The organism is Nonomuraea sp. NPDC049758, assembly GCF_040674635.1.
Classification (GTDB): Bacteria; Actinomycetota; Actinomycetes; order Streptosporangiales; family Streptosporangiaceae; genus Nonomuraea.
Window position 1 is genome coordinate 403,139 of the sequence record NZ_JBFAMZ010000007.1, and the last position, 20,715, is coordinate 423,853.

Annotated in this window: 19 protein-coding genes and 1 pseudogene; 10 read left to right on the forward strand and 10 right to left on the reverse strand. The window is 73.8% G+C overall.

Annotated features, from left to right (window positions below; translation table 11 throughout):
• Positions 1 to 20: 20 nt before the first annotated feature.
• From AB0J46_RS21420 to AB0J46_RS21435, 4 genes are all read left to right on the forward strand, one after another.
• Complete coding sequence (locus AB0J46_RS21420; RefSeq protein WP_364334409.1) at positions 21 to 620, forward strand: RNA polymerase sigma factor; 600 nt, start codon at positions 21 to 23, stop codon at positions 618 to 620.
• Positions 613 to 1,488, forward strand: a complete 876-nt coding sequence (locus AB0J46_RS21425) for a hypothetical protein (protein WP_364334412.1) — start codon at positions 613 to 615, stop codon at positions 1,486 to 1,488. The genes AB0J46_RS21420 and AB0J46_RS21425 overlap by 8 nt, the downstream gene beginning before the upstream one ends.
• A gap of 119 nt (positions 1,489 to 1,607) precedes the next feature.
• Complete coding sequence (locus tag AB0J46_RS21430) at positions 1,608 to 2,168, forward strand: RNA polymerase sigma factor (protein WP_352353836.1); 561 nt, start codon at positions 1,608 to 1,610, stop codon at positions 2,166 to 2,168.
• Positions 2,165 to 3,130 carry a hypothetical protein gene (locus AB0J46_RS21435; RefSeq protein ID WP_364334415.1) on the forward strand — a complete coding sequence of 322 codons (966 nt, stop codon included), beginning with the start codon at positions 2,165 to 2,167 and terminating at the stop codon, positions 3,128 to 3,130. Before AB0J46_RS21430 ends, AB0J46_RS21435 begins: the two co-directional genes overlap by 4 nt.
• 41 nt (positions 3,131 to 3,171) lie before the next feature.
• Here the strand turns inward: AB0J46_RS21435 and AB0J46_RS21440 are convergent, their stop codons facing one another.
• From AB0J46_RS21440 to AB0J46_RS21455, 4 genes are all read right to left on the reverse strand, one after another.
• Positions 3,172 to 3,882, reverse strand: coding sequence for an SDR family NAD(P)-dependent oxidoreductase (locus tag AB0J46_RS21440; RefSeq protein ID WP_364334418.1), 711 nt, complete (start codon positions 3,880 to 3,882; stop codon positions 3,172 to 3,174).
• 350 nt (positions 3,883 to 4,232) lie between these two features.
• Positions 4,233 to 4,877, reverse strand: coding sequence for a response regulator transcription factor (locus AB0J46_RS21445; RefSeq protein WP_364334421.1), 645 nt, complete (start codon positions 4,875 to 4,877; stop codon positions 4,233 to 4,235).
• Entirely contained in the window at positions 4,841 to 6,097 is a 1,257-nt protein-coding gene (locus AB0J46_RS21450; RefSeq protein ID WP_364334424.1) for a histidine kinase, read from the reverse strand. Before AB0J46_RS21450 ends, AB0J46_RS21445 begins: the two co-directional genes overlap by 37 nt.
• Entirely contained in the window at positions 6,094 to 6,942 is an 849-nt protein-coding gene (locus AB0J46_RS21455; protein ID WP_364334427.1) for a CPBP family intramembrane glutamic endopeptidase, read from the reverse strand. Before AB0J46_RS21455 ends, AB0J46_RS21450 begins: the two co-directional genes overlap by 4 nt.
• 141 nt (positions 6,943 to 7,083) lie before the next feature.
• On the opposite strand from AB0J46_RS21455, the gene AB0J46_RS21460 reads away from it, so the two are divergent.
• A complete protein-coding gene (locus tag AB0J46_RS21460) occupies positions 7,084 to 8,937 on the forward strand; it encodes a serine hydrolase domain-containing protein (RefSeq protein WP_364334430.1) in 1,854 nt (617 codons plus the stop codon).
• 57 nt (positions 8,938 to 8,994) lie between these two features.
• The gene (locus AB0J46_RS21465; RefSeq protein ID WP_364334433.1) at positions 8,995 to 10,272 is read left to right on the forward strand and encodes an NAD(P)/FAD-dependent oxidoreductase; all 1,278 of its coding nucleotides are present in this window, start codon (positions 8,995 to 8,997) and stop codon (positions 10,270 to 10,272) included.
• 10 nt (positions 10,273 to 10,282) lie between these two features.
• Here AB0J46_RS21465 and AB0J46_RS21470 read toward each other — a convergent pair whose 3' ends face one another.
• The 4 genes from AB0J46_RS21470 to AB0J46_RS21485 all read right to left on the reverse strand — a co-directional run bounded on the left by AB0J46_RS21470 (position 10,283) and on the right by AB0J46_RS21485 (position 13,777).
• Positions 10,283 to 11,266, reverse strand: a complete 984-nt coding sequence (locus AB0J46_RS21470; protein WP_364334436.1) for a BtrH N-terminal domain-containing protein — start codon at positions 11,264 to 11,266, stop codon at positions 10,283 to 10,285.
• 62 nt (positions 11,267 to 11,328) lie between these two features.
• Positions 11,329 to 12,318 carry an MFS transporter gene (locus tag AB0J46_RS21475; RefSeq protein WP_364334439.1) on the reverse strand — a complete coding sequence of 330 codons (990 nt, stop codon included), beginning with the start codon at positions 12,316 to 12,318 and terminating at the stop codon, positions 11,329 to 11,331.
• Entirely contained in the window at positions 12,225 to 12,770 is a 546-nt protein-coding gene (locus AB0J46_RS21480) for a hypothetical protein (protein WP_364334441.1), read from the reverse strand. The genes AB0J46_RS21475 and AB0J46_RS21480 overlap by 94 nt, the downstream gene beginning before the upstream one ends.
• Positions 12,771 to 12,958: 188 nt before the next feature.
• Complete coding sequence (locus AB0J46_RS21485) at positions 12,959 to 13,777, reverse strand: serine protease (RefSeq protein ID WP_364334444.1); 819 nt, start codon at positions 13,775 to 13,777, stop codon at positions 12,959 to 12,961.
• A gap of 192 nt (positions 13,778 to 13,969) precedes the next feature.
• On the opposite strand from AB0J46_RS21485, the gene AB0J46_RS21490 reads away from it, so the two are divergent.
• Together AB0J46_RS21490 and AB0J46_RS21495 are read left to right on the forward strand one after the other, a co-directional pair.
• The gene (locus AB0J46_RS21490; protein WP_364334447.1) at positions 13,970 to 15,034 is read left to right on the forward strand and encodes a serine hydrolase domain-containing protein; all 1,065 of its coding nucleotides are present in this window, start codon (positions 13,970 to 13,972) and stop codon (positions 15,032 to 15,034) included.
• A 59-nt stretch (positions 15,035 to 15,093) separates the two neighbouring features.
• A pseudogene (locus tag AB0J46_RS21495) lies at positions 15,094 to 15,285 on the forward strand (protein tyrosine phosphatase); the annotation flags it as partial.
• Here the strand turns inward: AB0J46_RS21495 and AB0J46_RS21500 are convergent.
• The gene (locus tag AB0J46_RS21500) at positions 15,282 to 16,919 is read right to left on the reverse strand and encodes a RecQ family ATP-dependent DNA helicase (RefSeq protein ID WP_364334450.1); all 1,638 of its coding nucleotides are present in this window, start codon (positions 16,917 to 16,919) and stop codon (positions 15,282 to 15,284) included. The pseudogene AB0J46_RS21495 and the gene AB0J46_RS21500 sit on opposite strands and share 4 nt — an antisense overlap.
• Positions 16,920 to 17,042: 123 nt before the next feature.
• On the opposite strand from AB0J46_RS21500, the gene AB0J46_RS21505 reads away from it, so the two are divergent.
• Positions 17,043 to 17,492 (forward strand): DUF6789 family protein, encoded by a 450-nt coding sequence (locus AB0J46_RS21505; protein ID WP_364334453.1) that lies wholly within the window; start codon positions 17,043 to 17,045, stop codon positions 17,490 to 17,492.
• 13 nt (positions 17,493 to 17,505) lie between these two features.
• Here the strand turns inward: AB0J46_RS21505 and AB0J46_RS21510 are convergent, their stop codons facing one another.
• On the reverse strand, positions 17,506 to 17,979 hold the full coding sequence (locus AB0J46_RS21510; protein WP_364334456.1) for a GNAT family N-acetyltransferase: 474 nt from the start codon (positions 17,977 to 17,979) through the stop codon (positions 17,506 to 17,508).
• Positions 17,980 to 18,289: 310 nt separating this feature from the next.
• Here AB0J46_RS21510 and AB0J46_RS21515 point away from each other — a divergent pair, with 310 nt between their 5' ends.
• Positions 18,290 to 20,698 (forward strand): PQQ-dependent sugar dehydrogenase, encoded by a 2,409-nt coding sequence (locus tag AB0J46_RS21515; RefSeq protein WP_364334459.1) that lies wholly within the window; start codon positions 18,290 to 18,292, stop codon positions 20,696 to 20,698.
• The last annotated feature ends 17 nt before the right edge of the window (positions 20,699 to 20,715 follow it).

Consider the following 20,715-nt stretch of genomic DNA (forward strand, 5'->3'; position numbering starts at 1 on the left):
CATCGCCGAAAGGCCACGAAGTGAACGCCCCGAACCCTACGGAAGGTGATGACGCCTCCCATGTCCAACGCTCCCTGCACGAACCGGAAGCCTTCGCCGAGCTGTTCCGCCGGCACGCCTCCGGCATCACCCGGTACGTCACCAGAAGGCTGGGTGCCGACGCGGCGGACGACGTGGTGGCGGAGACGTTCCTGACGGCGTTCCGGCAGCGCGGCCGCTACGACCTGTCCCGCCCGCACGCCCGTCCCTGGCTGTACGGCATCGCCACCAACCTGATGGGCCGCCACGTGCGCACCGAGGTGCACCAGCTGCGCGTGCTCGAACGCACCGGCACCGACCCGGTCACGGCCTCCTTCACCGACCGCAGCGACGACCGGGTCAGCGCCGCCGCGGCCCGCCGCCGCCTGGCCGGGGCGCTGGCGACGCTGCCCCGGGGGCACCGGGACGCGCTGCTCCTGGTCGCCTGGGCCGGGCTGACGTACCCCGAGGTCGCCGAGGCGCTGGACGTACGCGTCGGAACCGTGCGGTCGCGGATCAACCGGGCCAGGGAGAAGTTGCGTGGGGAGCTCGGCGGAGTCAACCCCATGGCCATCGTCAGCGAGGAGCCCGTCCATGAATGAGATGACCGAGCTCGAACGCCTCCGCTCCGAGGTGCCCGCGCCCGCCGCGGACGCGCTGGCCGCGCAGGAGGGCCGCTTCCTGGCCGCGCTGGCCGCGGAGGGGGACCGCGTCCCGGCCGCGCCGCGCGTGCCCCGGCGCGCCCGCTTCCTGCTCGCGGGCCTGCCGGCGGCCGCCGTGCTGGCCGCCGTGGCCGTGCTGGGGCCGGTGGTGGCCGGCCGCGACGCCCGTCCCACCGCGTACGCCAACGCCGCCATCGACATCGAGCTGCGCGGCGACGAGTACGTGGCCACGATCAAGGACCCGTTCGCCGACCACGCTCTCTACAACGAGGCGTTCCGGGCGATGGGCCTGGACGTCGCCCTCGACCTGCGGCCCGCGTCCCCGACGGGGGTCGGCCGGGTCTTCCGGCTCGGCTTCGCCGGCACGACCGAGCGCGACCGCATCGGCGGCGCCCTCCGTCCGGAAGGCTGCACCCCCGGGCGGCCGGGCTGCGCGCTCACCGTCACCGTCTCCAAGGGGTTCGGCGGCAAGGGGACGCTCTACCTCGGCCGTCCGGCCAGGCCCGGGGAGCCGTACCAGAACAACGCCGACGCCGGCCGGAAGGGCGAGGCCCTGGAGGGGTACGTCGCGGACGGCCGCACGGTCGCCGAGGTCCTGGCCGAGACGCGCAGGCGGGGACTGGAGGTGACGTTCCAGATCATCGAACCCGCTCCCGACGGGAACGGCTTCTCGGTGAACCCGCGCGAGCAGTCGGCGAAGGTGGGCGGCCACTGGGTGGTGTGGGCCGCCGAGCCGCAGCGGCAGGGCGCGGTGCGGCTCCTGGTGTCGGAGAAGCGCGTGCCGAAGAACCCGGTGAGCGGCGAGTGACCTCGTGGCTCCTCTCGCACCTCGCCGCTTTTTCAGGCGAAATGATGGCCCATGAGCGCACATAGGCAGAGGTGTCCGAACAAATGATTCGATGAGGAGATCCGCCATGGGAACCGCCCGTGGATGACGAGCGGTCGGCCAAGTTCGAGGCCGCCTACGACCGGGCCTACGGCCAGATCACCGCCTACGCCGTACGCCGGTGCGACTCGCCTCAGGACGCCGCCGACGTGGTGGCCGAGACCTTCACCGTCGCCTGGCGGCGGGTGGACGAGCTGCCGGAGGGCCCGGAGGCCACCCTCTGGCTGTACGGGGTGGCGCGCAAGGTGCTGGCCAACCACTTCCGGGGCGACAACCGCCGCAGAGAGCGCACGGCCGAGCTCGACGCCGAACTGGCCGACCGGTACGGCCACTCGCCCGACACCCAGGTCGAGCTGGACGCCATCGGCCGGGCGTTCCGCAGCCTGCCCGACGACGACCGGGAGCTGCTGTCCCTGGTCGCCTGGGAGGGGCTGGAGCGCGAGGAGATCGCGAAGGCGCTGGGGCTGTCCCGCAACGCCGTGCGCATCAGGCTGCACCGCGCCCGCAAGCGCCTGTCGCGCGCTCTGACGTCGGCGGGCGTGCACGTCACCGCAGAGAGCCGGCTCGTTCCGGCGGAGAGGCCGCTGGGGGGAGCGCTGTGAAGGACACCGTGAAGAAGGTCGACGAGATCGCGGCGATCAGGGCGTTGGCCCGGGTCGCGCCGGGCGAGCGGGCAGGTGAGCCGTCCGGCGCGGGGGCGCGGGCGCTGCTGGCCGCGATCACCGCCGAAGAGCCGGGGCCGGAGCCGGGCACGGCCCCACGGGTGCGGCGGGGCGTCAGGCCGCGGCGGCTGGTGTTCGGGCTGGCCGCCGCGGTCGCGCTGGCCGCCGGTGTGGTGACGGTCCCGATCGCGCTGAAGGACGGCGCGCCTGCCTCGTGGGCCGTCAACCTGGACGACGGGATGGTGACGATCCAGATCCGCGACTTCGACGACGCCCCGGAGCTGGAGCGGCGGCTGAAGGAGCTGGGGGTGCCCGCGATGGTGGACCACGTCCCCACGGGCATGATGTGCCGCGAACCGCGCGGGAGGTTCGTGGAGAACATCCCACGCGGTCTCTACAGCGTGCCGGAGAACATCCCGGGCGAGACCGAGGGCTGGCAGATGCGCATCAACAGCAAGCTGTTCGGCCCGGGCCAGACGTTCGTCTGGACCATCAGCGGCAAGACCGGCACGACCACGACGTACCTGATGGAGGGCCCGGTGTCGCCCTGCGAGCCGGTGCCCGCGCCCACGCCGCGGCAGATCGAGCCGGAGTTCCGCGTCGCCACCGACAAGGGCCGCTCGCTGGAGGGCCTGCGGGTGGACGAGAAGACGGTCGGCGAGGTGCTGCCCGAGCTGCGGAGGCGCGGCAAGAAGGTGATCTTCGCCGTCATCAGCGTCCCGCCCGGCAACCCGGGAGGGTACGGCATCGACCGCACCCAGAGCACGCCCGTCGGCGACAGCTGGGTGGTCTGGGAGGCGGAGGAGAACGCCAAGGGGGTGATCCAGCTGCTCGTGACGGAGGAGCGTCTGGACAAGAACCCGGTCTACGGCGGCCCCCGCGACGCGGTCATCAAGGACTGACCGGCGGTCCCGCGCGCCTCCCGGAGAGGCGCGCGGGACGGTCACCAGGCGAGCGGCCCCTCGGCGTCGAAGTAGCCGCCGGTGGGGCCGTCCGGCCCCACCTGGGCCATGCGCACGATGATCTCGGCGCCCTGCTCGACGGTCTGCAGGCCGCTGTTGCCGTTCAGGTCGGTACGGGTGAAGCCGGGTTCGACCGCGTTGATCCGCATCTGCGGGAACGCCTTGGCGTACTGGACGGTGACCATGTTGACGGCCGCCTTCGAGGCCGGGTAGGCGACGCCCGGGTACGGATAGCCGACCATGCCGGGGTCGGTCATCCGGGACAGCGAGGCCAGGCCGCTGCTCACGTTGACGACGACCGGCGCGCCGGATCGCCGCAGCAGCGGCAGGAACGCGTGGAGCACGCGCACCATGCCGAACACGTTCGTCTCGAACGTGCGCCGCATCATCTCGGCGGTCACCTCCGCCGCCCCGGCCACCTCCTGGTCGTCCCCCATCTCCACCTGGATGCCGGCGTTGTTGACCAGCACGTCCAACCCTCCATCCGCCTCGACGGCCCGCGCCGCCGCCGCCACGGACGCGTCGTCGGTGACGTCCAGCGCCACCGCCCGCGCGCCCAGCCGCTCGGCGGCCAGCCGTCCACGTCCGGCGTCCCGGCTCGCGACGTAGACGGTGTGCCCCGCGCCGACGAGCCGCCGCGCGGTCTCGAACCCGAGCCCCTTGCTGGCCCCTGTGATCAGTGTCGTCGTCATGGACGCGACGCTAGGAATTCGAGCGCGCTCGAAGTCAATCCGCCCTGATGGTCCTTGGCACAGGCGCACCGGCGGCCCTCACCCCGCGCCGAACCCGATGACCTTCCAGGGAGCGTCGTCCGACTGCCGGCCCGTGAGAAACATGTACGGCCAGTGCCTGTCGCCGTTCGGCGGGTCCTCATCGCTCGTCACGGGCGGCGATGGCTGCCAGATACGCGCGCACCACCACATCGGCGGCCGCGTCCCGCTTCGGCATGGTGACCGGCGGCCCCTGTGCGACGGAGCAGGTGGAACACCCCGCACCACAGCACACCAGGAGCAGGGCGGCCAGCGCCGCGAGGTCGCGGGCGTCAGCGTTTGAGGTAGGCGAGGACGGCCAGGACGCGGCGGTTGTCGTCGGCCGAGGGGGCGATGCGGAGTTTGGTGAAGATGTTCGCGGTGTGCTTGGCCACCGCGCTCTCGCTGAAGTGCAGGGCGGCGGCGATGGCGACGTTGGACCGGCCCTCGGCCATCATCTCCAGCACGTCGAGCTCGCGCGCGGTCAAGCTGCCGATCATGCCGCGCGCCTGGCTGCGGGACAGCAGCTTGGTGATGACCTGGGGGTCCATCACCGTGCCGCCCGCCGCGACCCGGCGGACCGCGTCGACGAACTGGGCGGTGTTGGTGACCCGGTCCTTCAGCAGGTAGCCCACGGCGCCGTCGCCGGTGGCCAGCAGCTCGTTGGCGTAGAGCTGGTCGACGTACTGCGACAGCACCAGGACGGGCAGACCGGGACGGCGGCGGCGGGCCTCCAGCGCGGCCTGCAGTCCCTCGTCGGTGTACGTGGGCGGCAGCCGGACGTCCACCACGGCGACGTCCGGCTCGTCCTCCAGCAGCGCCCGCAGCAGGGACGGGCCGTTGTCCACCGACGCCACCACCTCGCAGCCGTGCTCGCGCAGGGTCCTGGTCAGCCCGTCCCTCAGCAGGAAGAGGTCTTCGGCGAGGACAACGCGCACGGGATCTCCAGGGTCGCAGTGGTCGGCCCGCCGGGCGGGCTGTGCAGGGTCAGGACGCCGTCGAAGGATCCCAGACGGCGCCGGAGCCCGCGCAGCCCGGTGCCCTTGGCCGGGTCGGCGCCGCCACGGCCGTCGTCGGTGACGGTGGCGCGCAGCCGCCGCCCGTCGTGGTCGAGGACGATGGCGACCTCCCGGGCGGCGGCGTGCTTGGCCGCGTTGGCGAGCAGCTCCCCGACCGCGAAGTAGGCCGCCGACTCGACCGGCGAGGGGAGCCGGCCGGTCAGCCGGGCCTCGACGTGGACGTCGAGGAAGCTGTCCAGCGCCAGCGACCTGACGGCGTCGCCGAGCCCCCGGTCGGCGAGGACCGGCGGCTGGATGCCGTGCACCAGGTTGCGCAGGTCCTCCAGGGCGCGGGCGGCGGTCTCGCCCACCTCCAGCAGCAGCGCGCGGGCGGCGGCCGGGTCGCTGTCGAGGAGCCGGGTGGCGCTGTCGAGGGTCAGGCCGAGGGAGACGAGCCGGGCCTGGGCGCCGTCGTGCAGGTCGCGCTCGATGCGCCGCAGCTCGGCCGCCTGCACGTCGAGCACCTGGGCGCGGGCGTCGGTCAGGTGGGCGATGCGCCGGGCCATCTCGGTGCGGCGCGGCACCGACAGCAGCAGCCGGGTCCAGCGCGCGTGCAGGCGCAGGACCGGCGGGGCCAGCAGCAGCCCGGCGGCCATGAAGGCGACCCCGAGCACGAGGGCCGCCAGCATCGTCGGAGTGTCGCTCACCGGGACGAACGCGTACCAGTTGCCGTCGCCGAGCAGCGGCCACACGAACGGCTGGACCAGCGCGCCGAACGCGCCGTACCACAGGAAGGCGAGCGGGACCGCGACGAGGGCGCCGCCGATCCACGGCTCCAGCCACGCCCAGACCAGGTCCCGCCAGAACCCCTCGGCGGCCAGGATCGCCCCGGCCCGCTTGTGCCTGCTCCAGGACGGGTCGCCGGCGAACGGCCCGGCCGGGGCGACGTGCGTGCCCGTCCACCGGGCGGCGCGGTCGCGGGCACGGTCGGACAGCGACCGCAGCGTCCTGGCCCCCGGCCCGAGCAGCCAGAAGCCGGCCCCGACCGGCAGCAGGACGATAGCCAGGACGACGAACGACCCCACCGCCGGCACCGCGACGGCGAGCAGCCCAGCGAGCTGGCAGCGCGCCACGGCGGCCAGCCTCCCCTTCCCCCTCATCGAACGTGGATTCTAGCCGGGGCCCTCCACACCCAGAGCAGGGCCGTCAGCAGGCACGCCACGCCGAACAGCGCGATCGGCGCGAGCGCGCCGGCCTCCTCGTCCATGAACAGCAGCAGGCCGAGGTTTACCAGGGTGTGGAAGCCGCCGGTCAGCAGCAGCCGGTGGCCGCGCACCCGTTCCAGGGCCAGCCCCATCACCACCGACATCGACACCGTCGCCAGCAGGAACGCGGCCGCGTACAGCGGCGGCCGGCCGAACACCGGCACGTGCCAGGCGCCCCACGTCAGGCCCACCACGACCGACGCCGCCAGCGGGCCGGTACGGCGGCGCAGCAGCGGCTGGAGCAGGCACCGCCAGCCGATCTCCTCGGCGCACGCCCCGATCAGCTGCGCGACCACGATCAGCGCGAACGGGCTGCCCAACGTCCCCGGGGCGGTGAAACGCGCGTCGCCGGTCAGCAGGCCGTACGCCCCGGCGCTCAGCCCGACGATCAGCAAGGCCGTCACCTGCAACGCCACCCCGACCCCACCCGCCCCGGGCAGCGCCGGCCCGCCGCCACGGCCCACGGCCCCGGTCAGCGCCTCGCGGGCGGTGCGCGGCCACAGCAGCGCGACGACCGCCACGGCCAGGGCCGGGCCGAACTGGGTCAGCTGGATGACCTCGGCCGGGATCGGCGTGCCCGCCTGCGCCGCGCCCAGAACGCCCGCCGCCACGAACGCGACGGCGACGAACACCCCGGCCGGCGCCACCACGCCACGGGCCGTCCTGCTTCCTGTCTGCACCATGTGCTCTTCCATCTCGTCGAACCGGTAGATCCAGGACGACGATGCCGCCCGCCGCACGCCCGGTCACTGCACCTGTCCCCCGGGCGAGGGTGGACCCAGGTACACCCCCGGCCCCCGCCGGAGCCGGTCGCGGTTGGCCCTGGCCGGACATCTCTGCCAAGATCACCGTGTTTCGCCCCGCCTTGACCGAGGAGCCCTGTGGACAGGAGACGTTTTCTCACCCTGACCGGTGTCGCCGGACTGGCGGCCGCCACAGTGCCCGCCACAGTGCCCGCCGCGCCCGCCTTCGCGGCGGCCTACCCGTCCGCGGACGCCGGGCTGACCGCCGAGGCGCACGCCAAGCTGGCCGAGCTGGCTCCCTACGGCGTCACGGCGCTCGCCTTCACGCCGTCCGGCGGCTGGGTCATGGTCACGCAGGACGGGCGGTACTTCGCCCGCGGCATCCCCGACGCCTGCTTCACGGAGCTGGGGGCGCTGGTCAAGGCCGGCCGGAAGGTCAACGCCATCGCCTTCCCGCCGGAGGGCGGCGACCGCTGGGTGATCACCACCGACAAGGGCGTGTCGTCCCGCGGGCTGCCCGCGGCGTGCCTCAGCCGGATCAAGGCGTACTACACCGCCGGGCAGCAGGTCGTGGACGTGGCCTTCCCGCCCGCCGGGGGCGACCGCTGGACGGTCGTCGCGTCCGGCGCCTTCCAGGCCAACGGCGTGGACGACGAGTGCTACCAGATGATGCGCAACCTGACCCAGGGCGGGCGCCGGCTGACCCGCGTCGCCTTCCCGAAGGCGGGCGGCTGGGCCCTGGTCGCGCAGGACGAGTTCCACGCCCGCGGCATCGACGACGCCTGCTTCGCGAAGATGAAGAGCCTGGCCGGCGGCGGCTGGCAGCTGCACAACGTGGCCTTCCGGCCGGGCGGCGGCTGGGCGCTGTGCTCCCGAGGCAAGGCGCCCGCGCTGCCCGCCGACCGGGTGCGCCAGTTCGAGAACGCGGTCGGCGGCTCGACCATCTGGCAGCGGATGAGCGCGTACAAGACGCCGGGCGTGGCGGTCGCGGTGGTCGTCGGCAACAAGATCGCCTGGTCCACCGGCTACGGGCGGCTCGCCGCCGGCGGCGCTCCCGCCGCGCATCCGGAGAGCGCGTTCCAGGCCGCCTCCATCAGCAAGGCCGTGGCCGCGGTGGGCGTGCTGCGGCTGCTCCAGACGCGCAAGATCGCGCTCTCCGCCGACGTCCGGCCGCATCTCGGCTGGACGCTGCCGGCCCGCTCGTGCGTGTCGCCGACGGCGGTGCCGACCGTCGAGCAGCTGCTGACGCACCGGGCCGGGGTCGTCGGGCGCGGCTCCACCTCGCCCGCCGGGGCCTGCTCCGGTTTCGACGCCGGCGGCGGCGGCTTCGCCGGGTACGGCGCCGCCGCCACGGTCCCCTCACTGCTCCAGGTCATGAACGGCGAGGGCAACTCCCCCAGGATCGAGCTGTCCACGGAGCCGGGCGCCGAGTACCACTACTCCGGCGCCGGGTACGTGCTGCTGCAGCGCATGGTGGAGGAGCTGACCGGCAGGTCGCTGGCCGACTACATGGGCCAGGAGGTGTTCGCCCCGCTGGGCATGGCGGGCAGCTCGTACGCCCTCTCCCCCGCCTTCGAGCTCGCCTCCGGCCACACCTCCACCGGGACGGTGATCCCGGGCGGCCACAACCGGTATCCCGAGTCCGCCGCCGCCGGCCTCTACACGAACGTGCTCGACCTGTGCCGCCTGGTGTCGTACCTCAACCGGGCCTGGACCGCCACCGGCGACATCGCCGGGCCGCTCACCCGCGCCTCGGTGCGCTCACTGCTCACCGAGGGCCCGCAGCCCGGGATGGGACGCGGCCTGTTCGTCGCCGGCTCCGGCACCCGGAACTTCTCCTACACCCACGACGGCTCCAACTACGGCTTCAGATCGGTGTTCAAGGGCTACCCGGAGCTCGGCGCGGGCTACGCCGTGCTGGCCAACGGCAACGACACGGCGCTGGTCAACGAGGTCGCCGCGGCCGTCAGGTCGGTCTACGGCTGGGCGTAGGGCCCAGCGGGGTCCTTGGCACGTCTGAGCTGCGAAGTCGCGGGTAGGGCCACTGGCATGGACAACGAGCGGAGAACGGCGGGGACCGTCATCGTCGTGGGGGCCGGGATGGCAGGGCTGGCCTGCGCGGTGCGGCTGCACGAGGCCGGTGTGCCGGTACGGGTGCTGGAGGCGTCCGACGGGGTGGGCGGCCGGGTGCGCACCGACGTCGTGGACGGGTTCCGGCTGGACCGCGGCTACCAGGTGTTCAACACCGCCTACCCCGAGGCCCGCCGGTTGCTCGACCTGGACGCGCTCGACCTGCGCCCGTTCGCCTCGGGCGTGATCGTCCAGGGGACGCGGGCCAGGGCCAGGGTGATGCTGCCGTGGCGGCATCCCCGGCACGCGCTGAGCGGGCTGCTGACCGGCCTGGGCACGCCGCGCGACGACGCCGTGCTCGCCGCCCTCACGGCCCGCGACCTGGTGCTGCCGGCGTCCCGGCTGCGCGGCGGCCCCGACCGGCGCACCGACGACGAGCTGCGCGCCTGGGGCATGTCGGAGAAGATGATCGACTGCCTGATGCGTCCCTTCCTGGCCGGGGTGCTCCTGGAACGCGACCTGGAGACCTCCAGCCGGATCTTCCACCTGTTCTGGCGGTCGTTCGCGCGCGGCACCATCGCGGTGCCCGCCCTGGGCATGGGCGAGATCCCGCGCCGGCTCGCCGACCGGCTGCCGCCGGGCACCGTCACGCTCGGCGCCCGCGTCACCGAGGTGAGCCCCGGCGGCGTGCGGCTCGCCGACGGCGCCACGGTCGGGGGCCGGGCCGTGGTGGTGGCCGCCGACCCGGGGGCCGCGGGCCGCCTGCTGAGCCAGATCGAGACGCCGGAGATGCGCGCGGTGACCACCTTCTACCACGCCGCGCCCCGCTCCCCCATGCGCGAGCCGATCCAGGTCGTGGACGCCACCGGAGCCGTCACCGACACCCTGGTGCTCACCGACGCGGCCCCCGGGTACTCCGCCGACGGGCGGGCGCTGGTGTCCACGTCGGTCCTGGGCCTGGCCGACGACGAACGCCCGGTCCGCCGCCGCCTGACCGAGATCTACGGCGACACCTCCGGCTGGGAGCACGTGGCGACGTACCAGGTGCCGGCGGCGCTGCCGGCGATGCGGCCGCCGTACCCGCTGCGCAGGCCCGTGCGGCTGCGGGCCGGCCTGTACGTGTGCGGCGACCACCGCGACACCGGCTCCCTGCAGGGGGCGCTGGTGTCCGGCCGGCGCGCGGCCGACGCCGTGCTCGGCGACCTTCGGTCACTGCGCGCCGAAAGCCTGGCCGCCCTCGACCGGGCGGCGCTCTAGCGGCCCGCGGTCACAGCTCGCGCAGGGCCTGCATGGCCTCGCGTTCGATGCGCGCGAGGTCGTGCAGGACGGCCCCGGCCTGTTCCAGGTACGCCGCCTCGCGCCCCTCGCCGGCCTTGGCGATCAGGGCGGCCACGTCCGTCCACAGGGCGGCCGCCTCGGCGTACAGGCGGTGGCCGGCGCGCAGGCGGTCGTCGTCGACGAATCCGGCGCACTCGCCGAGGAAGTCCCGGTAGAGGGCGCGGAACAGGCCGCCGCCGGTGCCGCCCCTCTCCATGAGGAGGGCGGCCAGCGACAGGTCACGCGCGGGCTCGGCCACGCGGTCCAGCCACTTGGGCACCAGGCGGGCGGCCTTGTCGATGCCGCGGTGGCCCAGGTTGGCGATGGGCGCGGCGAGGAACGCCTCGGCGCACGCCCTGATCGCCGGGACGGCCCGCTCCCGCCAGGCGGGCGGGCCGCCCGGCAGGGTGAGGGTGAAGGACCGGTTCCTGGCGGTCATCGGGCCGCGTTCGGACCGCGCCGCCGCCAGGCTGTCCCGGCTCGTCCGCACCGCGCCGCCCTGTTGCGCGGTGTCCACCAGGTACGCCTGCCGCTCGTCGTAGCCGTACATCGCGACGACGTGGCCGCCGAAGTGCACCTTCGAGCCGAAGTAGTCCAGGTGGTGGCTGTCGAGCTGGAGGCCGACCGGCAGGCCGCCGTCGATGCGGGCGGCCACGTTCTCCCAGGCCCTGCGGGCCGAGCCGGTCTCGGCCACGTCCAGGGTCAGCCCGAGCCTGGCGGCCAGGTTCCTGGTGAGCTCGAACGGCTTGACGCGGCCGCCCAGGAACGGGACGTCCATGCCCTTGGCGTCCCAATAGACGAAGGACAGGCCCGAGCCGAGCCCGAACAGCATGGGCTCGGACAGGTCGAGCCCCTGGTGGCGGAGCAGCACCCCCAGAGCCGTCGTCTCGCAGTGCTCCATGCCGCGAGCCTCGATGCCTTCCACGATGGTCATGCGTCGCTCTCCTCTGGCCGGTTCGATCATCGGGCGCGGGGCCGCCGGCCGGTCCGGCCCCGTCAGCCAGCCTGCGGCCTCCCACGGGGGGAGAGTCCATCGTCCCGCTCCCGCCGCGCGGCCCGGTGGGCGGTGAGGGCGCCGGTCGCGCAGAGGGCCGCGAAGCCGAACAGCACGTACCGGGCCGAGTCGAGCATGGAGGCGCCGCCGAGGTTGACCAGGATGCCGGCGACCGCCGTGCCGAACGCGACCGACAGGCTGGTCACGGTGGCGATCGCCGCGGCCGCCCGGCCGCCTTCGGCCGGGTCCGGCGTGCCGGTCAGCACGGCCACGGACAGGTGCGGGTAGGCCAGGCCGATCCCCGCGCCGGCCGCGAACAGCACCGGCACCCAGACCAGCACCAGCCATCCCGGCGGGTCCGTACGCTGCACCAGCCCCTGGACGAGCAGACCGGCCGCGAGCAGCAGCGGGCCGGCCACCCGCAGCCGCCGCACCGCGCGCCGCCCGCTCACGGACGAGCTGCCGATCTGGGTCGCCGACCAGCCGAACGAGACGGCCGCGGCGAAGAACCCGGCCACCAGCGGCGGCAGCCCGGCCAGCCGCTGCGCGAACAGCGGCAGGAACGACTCGACCGCGACGCCGAAGGTCAGCACCCCGATCGTCAGGTAGATCCATTTCAGCGGCGACCCCGGCCGGTAGGTCGCCGCCGGGAGGACCCTGTGCTCGCTGCGCCGCTCGTGGACGACGAACCCCACGGCCGCCAGCAGCGCCACTGCGAGGACGGCGGTCTTGGCGAGCGTGCCGGCGACGACCGCCGCCACGCTCACCGCCCCCGCGACCGCCGTCACCAGCATCGACGAGCCCACCGGCACCCGCACCCGGCCGGCACCGCCGTCGCGCGGCGCGTCGCCCCGCCCGCGCAGGGCCCGCGGGACGACCAGGCCGCAGCCGGCCCCGATCACCGCCATCGCCGCGAACGCCGGCCGCCACGCCCCGAACTGCGCGAACAGCCCGCCGAGCGCCGGTCCGGCGAAGTTGCCGACGCCGTACATCGCCGACATGAGCGCGGTGCCGCGCGTCCAGAGCGGGCCGGCAGGGCCGACCGGACGACGGCGAACCCGAGCCCCGACAGCAGCCCGGCGCCGAGCCCCTGCACCCCGCGCGAGACCAGCAGCACCGCCATCGCCGGGCTCACCGCGCAGGCCAGCGAGCCCGCGGTGAACGTGGCGAACCCGGAGAGGTAGGAGCCGACGGTCCCCCACGCCGACAGCGACCGGGCGGTGAGCATGGTGGCGATCACCATGGCGACCAGGTAGACGGTCATGTTCCAGGCGTAGAAGCTCGCCCCGCCGAGCTCGGCCACCGCGGTCGGCAGCAGCCCGGCCGCCAGGTAGATGTTGATCGCGCCGGCGAGCACTCCCCCGGCCGGCACGACGGCGGCCCCCAGATGTTCCCGTCCCAGCAGCTCCCGCCAGGTGGCGGGGACGTCCTGCGCGCGGCTCATCCGCGGGCCTGCGCCGTGCGGGCGTGCGGGGGCGGTGGCGGGACCGGCGTCCCGTGCGCGGGCTCGGTTTCGGTTCTCATGACTTCAAGGCTGTCGTTGAACCGCTCCCGGAAGCTTTGCGCCGGGTGCGGCGGGCGGCGCTGGGCCGCCGGGCGGGCGGCCCTCAACCGCCGGTGCAGCCCCGCCGGTCAGCTGTAGGCGCGCATCGTCCGGTCGAGCCACTCCGCGTACGCCGGCACGCTGGTGTACAGACCGGGGCCTTCCGCGCAGGACGGGCTCTTGGCGCCGGGCCCCGAGGTGACCCCGATGAGCTCCCATCGGCCGTTCCTGGCCCGCTGCAGCTGCGGGGAGCCGGAGTCGCCGTTGCACGCCATCGCCTTGGGCACCCGGCTGACCGTGCACAGGCGGGTGCCGCTCGCGTATCCGGGCCCGCACTCGGACGGGGCGCCTCGGCGCGTGTCGAGCTGGTTGAGCCGCGGGGACATCTTCCAGTCGGCCGGGTCGGGCTTGGACTCGGTGACGCCGAAGCCGATGATCCGGGTCGGGGTGCCGGGTTCTCCCGGCCGCGCGGCGATCGGCACGGGCTTGGAGGTGACGGGACGGTCCAGGCGGACCAGGGCGATGTCGTTCCTGTTGGGCGTGTTCTGGGAGTAGCGGGGGTGGAGCACGGCCTGGGCGATCTCACGCACCTCCCCGCCGGACCTGCGCTGGTCGCTGCCGACCCGGACGGTTCCCTTCGGGATCGACCCGATCTCCATGTCCAGGCAGTGGGCCGCGGTCACCACCCACTGCGGCGCGATGAGCGCCGCTCCGCACACGCCGTCCGTCAGCCCCAGGGCCGGGGCCTTGATCGGGATCGAGGCCATGAACGGGTACGCCTCCGTGGCCTTCCCGCCGTTGACGATCGCTCCGGCGCCGCCGGCGGTGACGGCGAGACAGGCCGCGCCCGCCACAGCGACGACGGCGGAACGGCCCAGGACACGACCCAGCGATTTACGACTAAACAACGGATTTATCCTTTTCAGTGCGTGATTACGATGAAAACACGCTATCTGCGAAGAATTGGCCCACATCAGTACGCCAGCACGCCAACCCGCGGTAGGGACAACCCCCCCTCACGACGAGCTGTGGTTTTCCGCAGCAGGACTGGGCGGAGCACCGCATTCCGCCGTACGGCCGATCTTCCTAACGTTGACCGCATGATGCAGACGATGATGAACGTGCTGGTGGCGGCGACGATGGCGGCGGGCGGCCCGGGCGCCGGAGTGGGCAAGGAGCTGGCCGGGATCGTGGCCGGACAGGGCGCGACGGCGGCCCTCGCCCGGGTCACCGACGAGCGCGGCACCTGGACGGGCTCGGCGGGCGTCCGCGACGTCGAGCGCGGCGGACGCCCCTCGCCGGGCGGCTACTTCCGGATCGGCAGCGTGACCAAGACCTTCGTGGCCACCGTGGTGCTCCAGCTCGTGGACGAGGGGAAGCTGAAGCTGGACGACCCGATCGGCGACCACCTGCCCGGCCTGGTCCCCGGCGGCGACCGGATCACGGTCCGCGGCCTCCTCGACCACACCAGCCACCTGTACGACTACATGAGCGAGCCCGGCTACTCCACCAACCGCTGGCGCGGCGAGGCCCGCTTCCGCTCCTACCGGCCGGGCGAGCTGCTCAAGGTGGCCTTCGCCAAGAAGCTGCCCGACGACGGCAAGTGGCACTACTCCAACACCAACTACGTGGTGCTCGGCCTGCTGGTGGAGAAGCTGACCGGCCGCACGTACGGCGAGGAGGTCGCCCGCCGGATCCTGCGCCCGCTGGGCCTGCGCCACACGCTGGTCCCCGGCGACCGGGCGGGCCTGCCGTCCCCCCACGCCAAGGGGTACGAGCCGATGCCCGGCCTCGTGGACGCCACCCGGATGAACCCCTCGCTGGACTGGGCCGCGGGAGAGATGATCTCGACCGCCGCGGACCTGGAGCGGTTCATGTCCGCCCTGCTGGGCGGCAGGCTCACCAGCGCCGCGTCCCTGAAGGCCATGCGGACGACCGTCGAGACGGGCGCCGGGTTCCGCTACGGCCTCGGGCTGCAGGCGTACGCGCTGCCGTGCGGCACGGTGTGGGGGCACAGCGGGGAGCTGATCGGCTACCTGACGTTCGCCTTCCGCTCGGACTCCGGCAAGTCGCTGACCCTGTCGCTCAACCCCTCGACCAGGAACCCGTCCACGGCGGAGATCATGGGCATGGCCGTCAAGGTATTCTGCGGGACCGCGGGCTGAGCAGGCCCCCGAGACCACGAGGAGCATCCGTGACGACTCCGACGGACGGCCCGACGGGCGAGGCGGTCGAGGTGGCGTGCGGGGGCGGCGTGGGCCGCACCGGCACGGTCGTCGCCTGCCTCGCCGTCCTGGCCGGCCTCGACCCGGCCGACGCCGTCGCCTGGACGCGCGAGCACCACCACCCCCGGGCGGTCGAGACCCCGTGGCAACGCCGCTGGATCCTGCGCTTCCCGGGCCCGGCGCGGCGCTAGGCCGGTCCGCGTGTCCCGCTGGTCCGGATCTCGGCGAGCAGACCCTCTTCGAGGACCACGTCGAGCTGGAGCTCGCGGTATCCGGCGTCCTCGAACAGGACCGTCAGGCGGTCCTCGCCGCGCTGGATGACCTGGCCGGGCCCCCACGCGCGGTGTTCCACCCGGGCGTGCAGCGGGAAGGGGCCGCTCTCCGGGGACGCCTGCCCGGCGGTCCCGGCGCGGCAGGTGTCGCAGTTGCCGCAGTTGTCGGCGAGCTCCTCGCCGAAGTAGCCGAGCAGGAAACGCCGGCGGCAGTCGGTGGTCTCGGCGTAGCGGCGCATCATCTCCAGGCGGCTGCGGTCGACGTCCCGGCGGCGCTCGGCCAGCTCCCTGGCGCGGCTCGCCGCCGCCCGGGGGTCGAGGCCGGGCACGGGGTCGACCTTGCGGGTGCCGAGCCGTACCGCGCCGGCTCTCTCCAGCAGGTCCAGCAGCGCCGTGAGGCGTCGCGCCGACAGTCCGGCGCGTTCGGCCAGGCCCTTGCGGTCGCTGCCGGGGCCGGATTCGGCGACCGCCTCGGCGACCCGCGCCAGCCGTTCCTCGTCGGGCGTCCCGCCGGTGAAGAACCGCTGCACCCCCAGGTCCTCGGGCCGGTAGAACAGCAGGGCGTCGGCGGGCTCGCCGTCCCGGCCCGCCCGGCCGATCTCCTGGTAGTACGCGTCCGGCGAACCGGGGATCTCGGCGTGCAGGACGAAACGCACGTCCGGTTTGTCGATGCCCATGCCGAAGGCGTTGGTCGCGACCACGACGTCCAGGTCACCGGCCATGAACCGGTCGTGCACCGCGTCCCGTTCGGCCCGGCGCAGCCCGGCGTGGTAGGCGGCGGCCCGTACGCCGGCCTCGGCCAGCAGTCCGCTCAGCCGGCCGGTCTGCCTGCGCGCGTTCGTGTAGACGATGCCGGGCTTCTTCGCCGCCACGACGGTCGTGACGATGTCGCCGGCGGGGTCGTCGAGCGCCCGGCGCACCTCCAGCGAGATGTTGGGCCGGTCGAACCCCTGGACGATCTCCACCGGCGTCCGCATGCCCAGCCGCTCGGCGATCTCCGCCCGTACCGGCGGGGCGGCGGTCGCCGTCAGCGCCGCGACGACCGGACGGCCGAGCGCGTCGGCCACCGCGCCGAGCCGCAGGTAGTCGGGGCGGAAGTCGTGCCCCCAGGCCGAGACGCAGTGGGCCTCGTCCACCACCATGAGCGAGGGGGCCGCGGCGGCCAGCTCGCGCAGGACGTCGGGACGGGCGAGCTGCTCGGGCGCGCAGAACAGGAACTCCGTCTCACCCGCCCGCAGCGCCTGGAACGTCTCGGCCCGCTCGGCGGCCCGCGTTCCCGCGTCCAGGCTGACGGCCTCCTCGTCGCGGTCGCGCAGGGCCTCGACCTGGTCGCGCTGCAGGGCGATGAGCGGCGAGACCACCAGGGTCGGGCCGCGCAGCAACAACGCCGGCACCTGGTAGATCGCCGACTTGCCGCTCCCGGTGGGCATCACCACCAGCGTGTCCCTGCCCTCGGCCAGGGCCGTCATCGCCCGGAGCTGGCCGGGCCGCAGGTCGGTCAGGCCGAGCGCCCGCCTGGCCACCCGCTCGCATTCCGCCGCCGTGTCGCCCATCCGGTCCTCTCTGGTCGGGAAGACCGTTCCTCCTGCCCCGCCGGCCGGCCGGCATGTCAGCCGCCGGCCGTGTTCTGGGTCATGGCCGGTTTCCGGCGTCCCGTCCCGGGCACCGGGCTTCGCATGCGCAACCTCATGAAGGGCGCCGCGGGCGGCGCCGTGGCGACCGCGGCGATGAGCGTGGTGATGCTCGCCGGCAGCCGGGCGGGCCTGATGGAGGACCAGCCGCCGAAACGCATCGCGCGGGCGTTGCTGCCCGGCCACCGGCACCGGCCCAAACCGGGCGAGGGGGTCGTGGGGGCACTGGCCCACCTGGGGTTCGGCGTCACCGCCGGAGCCCTGTACGGCCTGCTCACCCGCGGGCGCCGCACCCCGTCCGCGCTGGGCGTCGGATACGCGCTGACGATCTGGATCGCCAGCTACGAGGGCTGGATCCCGAACCTGGACATCCTGCCGCCGGTCTCCCGCGACCGGCCCGGCCGTCCCGCGGTGATGGCCCTCGGGCACGTCGTCTACGGATCGGCCCTCGCGACGACCCTGAACCGGCTCAACGCCCGTACGGAACCCCGATGAGCGGGCGCGGCCGTCAGCGTGGCGGGAGCCACAGCTCGAAGACGACGCGGTCGACGCCGGGGCCGTCGTAGTCCGGGACGGGCCCGGTGACCGTGAAGCCCATCGCGGCGTGGAAGGCGATGGACGGGCCGTTGACCGGGGAGGTGATCGCCCTGACCCGGTCGCGCCCGTCGGCCGTGGCGAGCGCGAAGAAGCGCCGGTAGAGGCGGCGGGCCAGGCCGCCGCCGCGCAGGCGCGGCGCGACGCCGACGAAGTGCACGTAGGCGAGGCCGGGCGTCGAGGGCGACAGGATGCCGACGAGGAACCCGGCCAGGCCGTCGTCGTCCTCGGCCACCAGGCTGGTGCGGTGGAAGTGGTCGAGGAACAGGCGCGGCAGCCCGGCGCTGATCGGCCGTCCCCACCAGTCGTCCAGCACGGCGACGATGCGGCCGTGGTCATCGGGCTCGGCCGGCCGCAGGCGCGGCTCCCCGGGGTCGTTCTGGTCCATGATCACGTATCGTCCCGGCAGCACCGCGTGGCTGTCCAGCCGCCGGGGGTGAGCGTTGACGTCGGTTTCCGGGCCGCATGGTGTCGGCCTCCCGCCCAGAGGTGACGATCACAGATCCGACCTCCCATCTGCTCCAGGCATACATCTCGCACGGATGTCTGTCCACGGCCGCCTGCACCTCCGATGTCTCTTCCGGGCCGAGTTAGTAAAGTTTCCTAAAGTTGGAGCGTTCCAAGATCGACAACTTGTTGACGGGTGTGACTCCCTGTGGGAACACGATGAAAAGCCGCTCACCCCCAGGAGCCACCCGATGAACTCGTGGAAGCCCCGGTTATGCGTCCTCGCGCTGGTCGCGGGCGCGCTGGCCGTGCCCGCCGGCCCCGCCGACGCCGCCCCCACCAGGTACGAGGCCGAGAACGCGACGCTCTCGCAGGGAGCCGTCGAGTCCAACCACACCGGCTATTCCGGCAGCGGCTTCGTGAACGGCGACAACGTCGCCGGCTCCTACACGGAGTGGACCGTCGACGCGCCCGGCGCCGGAACCGCCACGCTGGCCCTGCGCTACGCCAACGGCACCACCGGCGACCGGCCCGCCGACCTTTCCGTCAACGGCTCGGTCGTGGCCGCCTCCCGCGCCTTCGCCCCCACCGCGAACTGGGACACCTGGGCCACGGTCACGCTGACCGCCCAGGTCAAGGCGGGTTCCAACACGATCAGGGCCACCGCCGCCACGGCCGGAGGCAACCCCAACTGGGACTACCTCGACGCCGACGTCCAGGTCAGCGGCTTCACCGACTACCAGGCCGAGACCGCCACGATCGCGCGGGGCGTCGTGGAGTCCAACCACGCCGGCTACACCGGCTCCGGCTTCGTCAACTACGACAACGCGACCGGCTCGTACGTCGAGTTCCAGGTCAGCGCGGCGGCCACCGGCCCGCAGAGCCTGACCTTCCGCTACGCCAACGGCACCACGATCGACCGGCCGCTGAGCGTCTCGGTGAACGGCGCCGCGAGCACCCGTTCCTTCCCCGGCACCGGCGCGTGGACCACCTGGAACGAGGTCACGCTCAACGCCACCCTGAACGCGGGCGCCAACACCGTACGGGCCACCGCGACCACCGCGGACGGCGGCCCCAACCTCGACCGGCTGCGCGTCAGCGGACCGGCCGACACCCAGAAGCCGACCGCGCCCGGCCAGCCGGTGTGCGGCGAGATCACCCACAACAGCCTCAAGCTGGACTGGCCGCCCGCCACGGACGACATCGGCGTCGTGGCCTACGACATCTACCAGCAGGGCCAGCTCATCGCCACCGCCCCCGCGCCGCCGGCCACGCTGACCGGGCTGACCCCCGACTTCGGCTACCAGCTGTCGGTGTTCGCCCGGGACGCCTCCGGCAACGTCTCGCTGAGCAGCCCCGAGGCCGCCTGCCACACGCTGCCCGCGCCGCCGGACGACCCGCCCTCGCCGCCCGGCACGCCCGCGGTCAGCGGCGTCCAGCCCACGTCGGCGACCGTCACCTGGGCCGCCTCCACCGACGACGGCGGCGTGCGCGCCTACCTGGTCCGCGACCACGCCTCCGGCGCCGTGCTGGCCACCGTCACCGGCGCACCGCCGGCCACCAGCACGAGCGTGCCGCTGGAGTGCGCGCACACCTACCAGCTCGACGTCGTCGCCCGCGACACCGCCGGCCAGCTCTCCGCGCCGAGCGCGGCGTCGGCCGCGTTCACCACGGGCGGTTGCGGGACCGTGCCCCAGACGCCGACCTCCGTCGCGGGCGGCTGGGACGTGCCCTGGGACGCCTCCTGGACGCCGGACGGCTCGTTCGCGCTGGTCACCGAGCGGGACACGTTCAAGGTGTTCAAGGTGACACCGTCGGGCACGAAGACGCAGGTCGGGACCGTGCCGAACGTGCAGACCACCGACGGCGAGGGCGGCCTGATGGGCCTGGACCTCTCCCCCACCTGGAACGGCACGACCGACCAGGAGGTGTTCTTCATGCACACCGCCGCGGAGGGCAACCGCATCGCGAAGATGAACTTCAACGGCAGCACGCTCAGCGGCTACACCACGATCCTCCAGGGCATCGACAAGAACCGGTACCACAACGGCGGCCGCATCCGCTTCGGCCCCGACGGCTACCTGTACGCCACCACCGGCGACGCCCAGCAGTCGGCCAACGCGCCCAACCTGAACTCGCTCAACGGCAAGATCCTGCGCCTGACCAGGACCGGCGCCGCCGCGCCCGGCAACCCGTTCGGCACCCGCGTCTACAGCTACGGCCACCGCAACCCGCAGGGCCTGGCGTGGGACTCCGCAGGCCGGCTGTGGTCGTCGGAGCTGGGCAACTCCGCGCGTGACGAGCTCAACCTGATCCAGCCCGGCAAGAACTACGGCTGGCCCACCTGCGAGGGCACCTGCACCACCTCCGGCATGACCAACCCCAAGTACACCTGGGGCGTCGCCGAGGCCTCGCCGAGCGGCATCGCGATCGTCGGCAACACGGTCTTCATGGCGGCGCTGCGCGGGCAGCGGCTGTGGCGCATCGTCCTGAACGGCGAGAACGTCTCGACGGTCAACTCCTACTTCAACGGCACGTACGGCAGGCTGCGCGTGGTCGAGAAAGTGCCGGGCGCCGCCGCCATCTGGTTCGGCTCGACCAATTCCGACAACAACGGCGACGGCAGCGCCGACACGATCCGCCGCTCCGCCATCCAATAGCCCCCCGAGGGAGTGAC

Excerpts from the sequence above, each read along its gene's own strand:
- AB0J46_RS21425 (WP_364334412.1), top strand. The coding sequence starts at position 613 with ATGAATGAGATGACCGAGCTCGAACGCCTCCGCTCCGAGGTGCCCGCG.
- AB0J46_RS21440 (WP_364334418.1), bottom strand. The coding sequence starts at position 3,882 with ATGACGACGACACTGATCACAGGGGCCAGCAAGGGGCTCGGGTTCGAG.
- AB0J46_RS21450 (WP_364334424.1), bottom strand. The coding sequence starts at position 6,097 with ATGAGGGGGAAGGGGAGGCTGGCCGCCGTGGCGCGCTGCCAGCTCGCT.
- AB0J46_RS21465 (WP_364334433.1), top strand. The coding sequence starts at position 8,995 with ATGGACAACGAGCGGAGAACGGCGGGGACCGTCATCGTCGTGGGGGCC.
- AB0J46_RS21470 (WP_364334436.1), bottom strand. The coding sequence starts at position 11,266 with ATGACCATCGTGGAAGGCATCGAGGCTCGCGGCATGGAGCACTGCGAG.
- AB0J46_RS21475 (WP_364334439.1), bottom strand. The coding sequence starts at position 12,318 with ATGTACGGCGTCGGCAACTTCGCCGGACCGGCGCTCGGCGGGCTGTTC.
- AB0J46_RS21480 (WP_364334441.1), bottom strand. The coding sequence starts at position 12,770 with ATGAGCCGCGCGCAGGACGTCCCCGCCACCTGGCGGGAGCTGCTGGGA.
- AB0J46_RS21490 (WP_364334447.1), top strand. The coding sequence starts at position 13,970 with ATGATGCAGACGATGATGAACGTGCTGGTGGCGGCGACGATGGCGGCG.
- AB0J46_RS21500 (WP_364334450.1), bottom strand. The coding sequence starts at position 16,919 with ATGGGCGACACGGCGGCGGAATGCGAGCGGGTGGCCAGGCGGGCGCTC.
- AB0J46_RS21505 (WP_364334453.1), top strand. The coding sequence starts at position 17,043 with ATGCGCAACCTCATGAAGGGCGCCGCGGGCGGCGCCGTGGCGACCGCG.
- AB0J46_RS21510 (WP_364334456.1), bottom strand. The coding sequence starts at position 17,979 with ATGGACCAGAACGACCCCGGGGAGCCGCGCCTGCGGCCGGCCGAGCCC.
- AB0J46_RS21515 (WP_364334459.1), top strand. The coding sequence starts at position 18,290 with ATGAACTCGTGGAAGCCCCGGTTATGCGTCCTCGCGCTGGTCGCGGGC.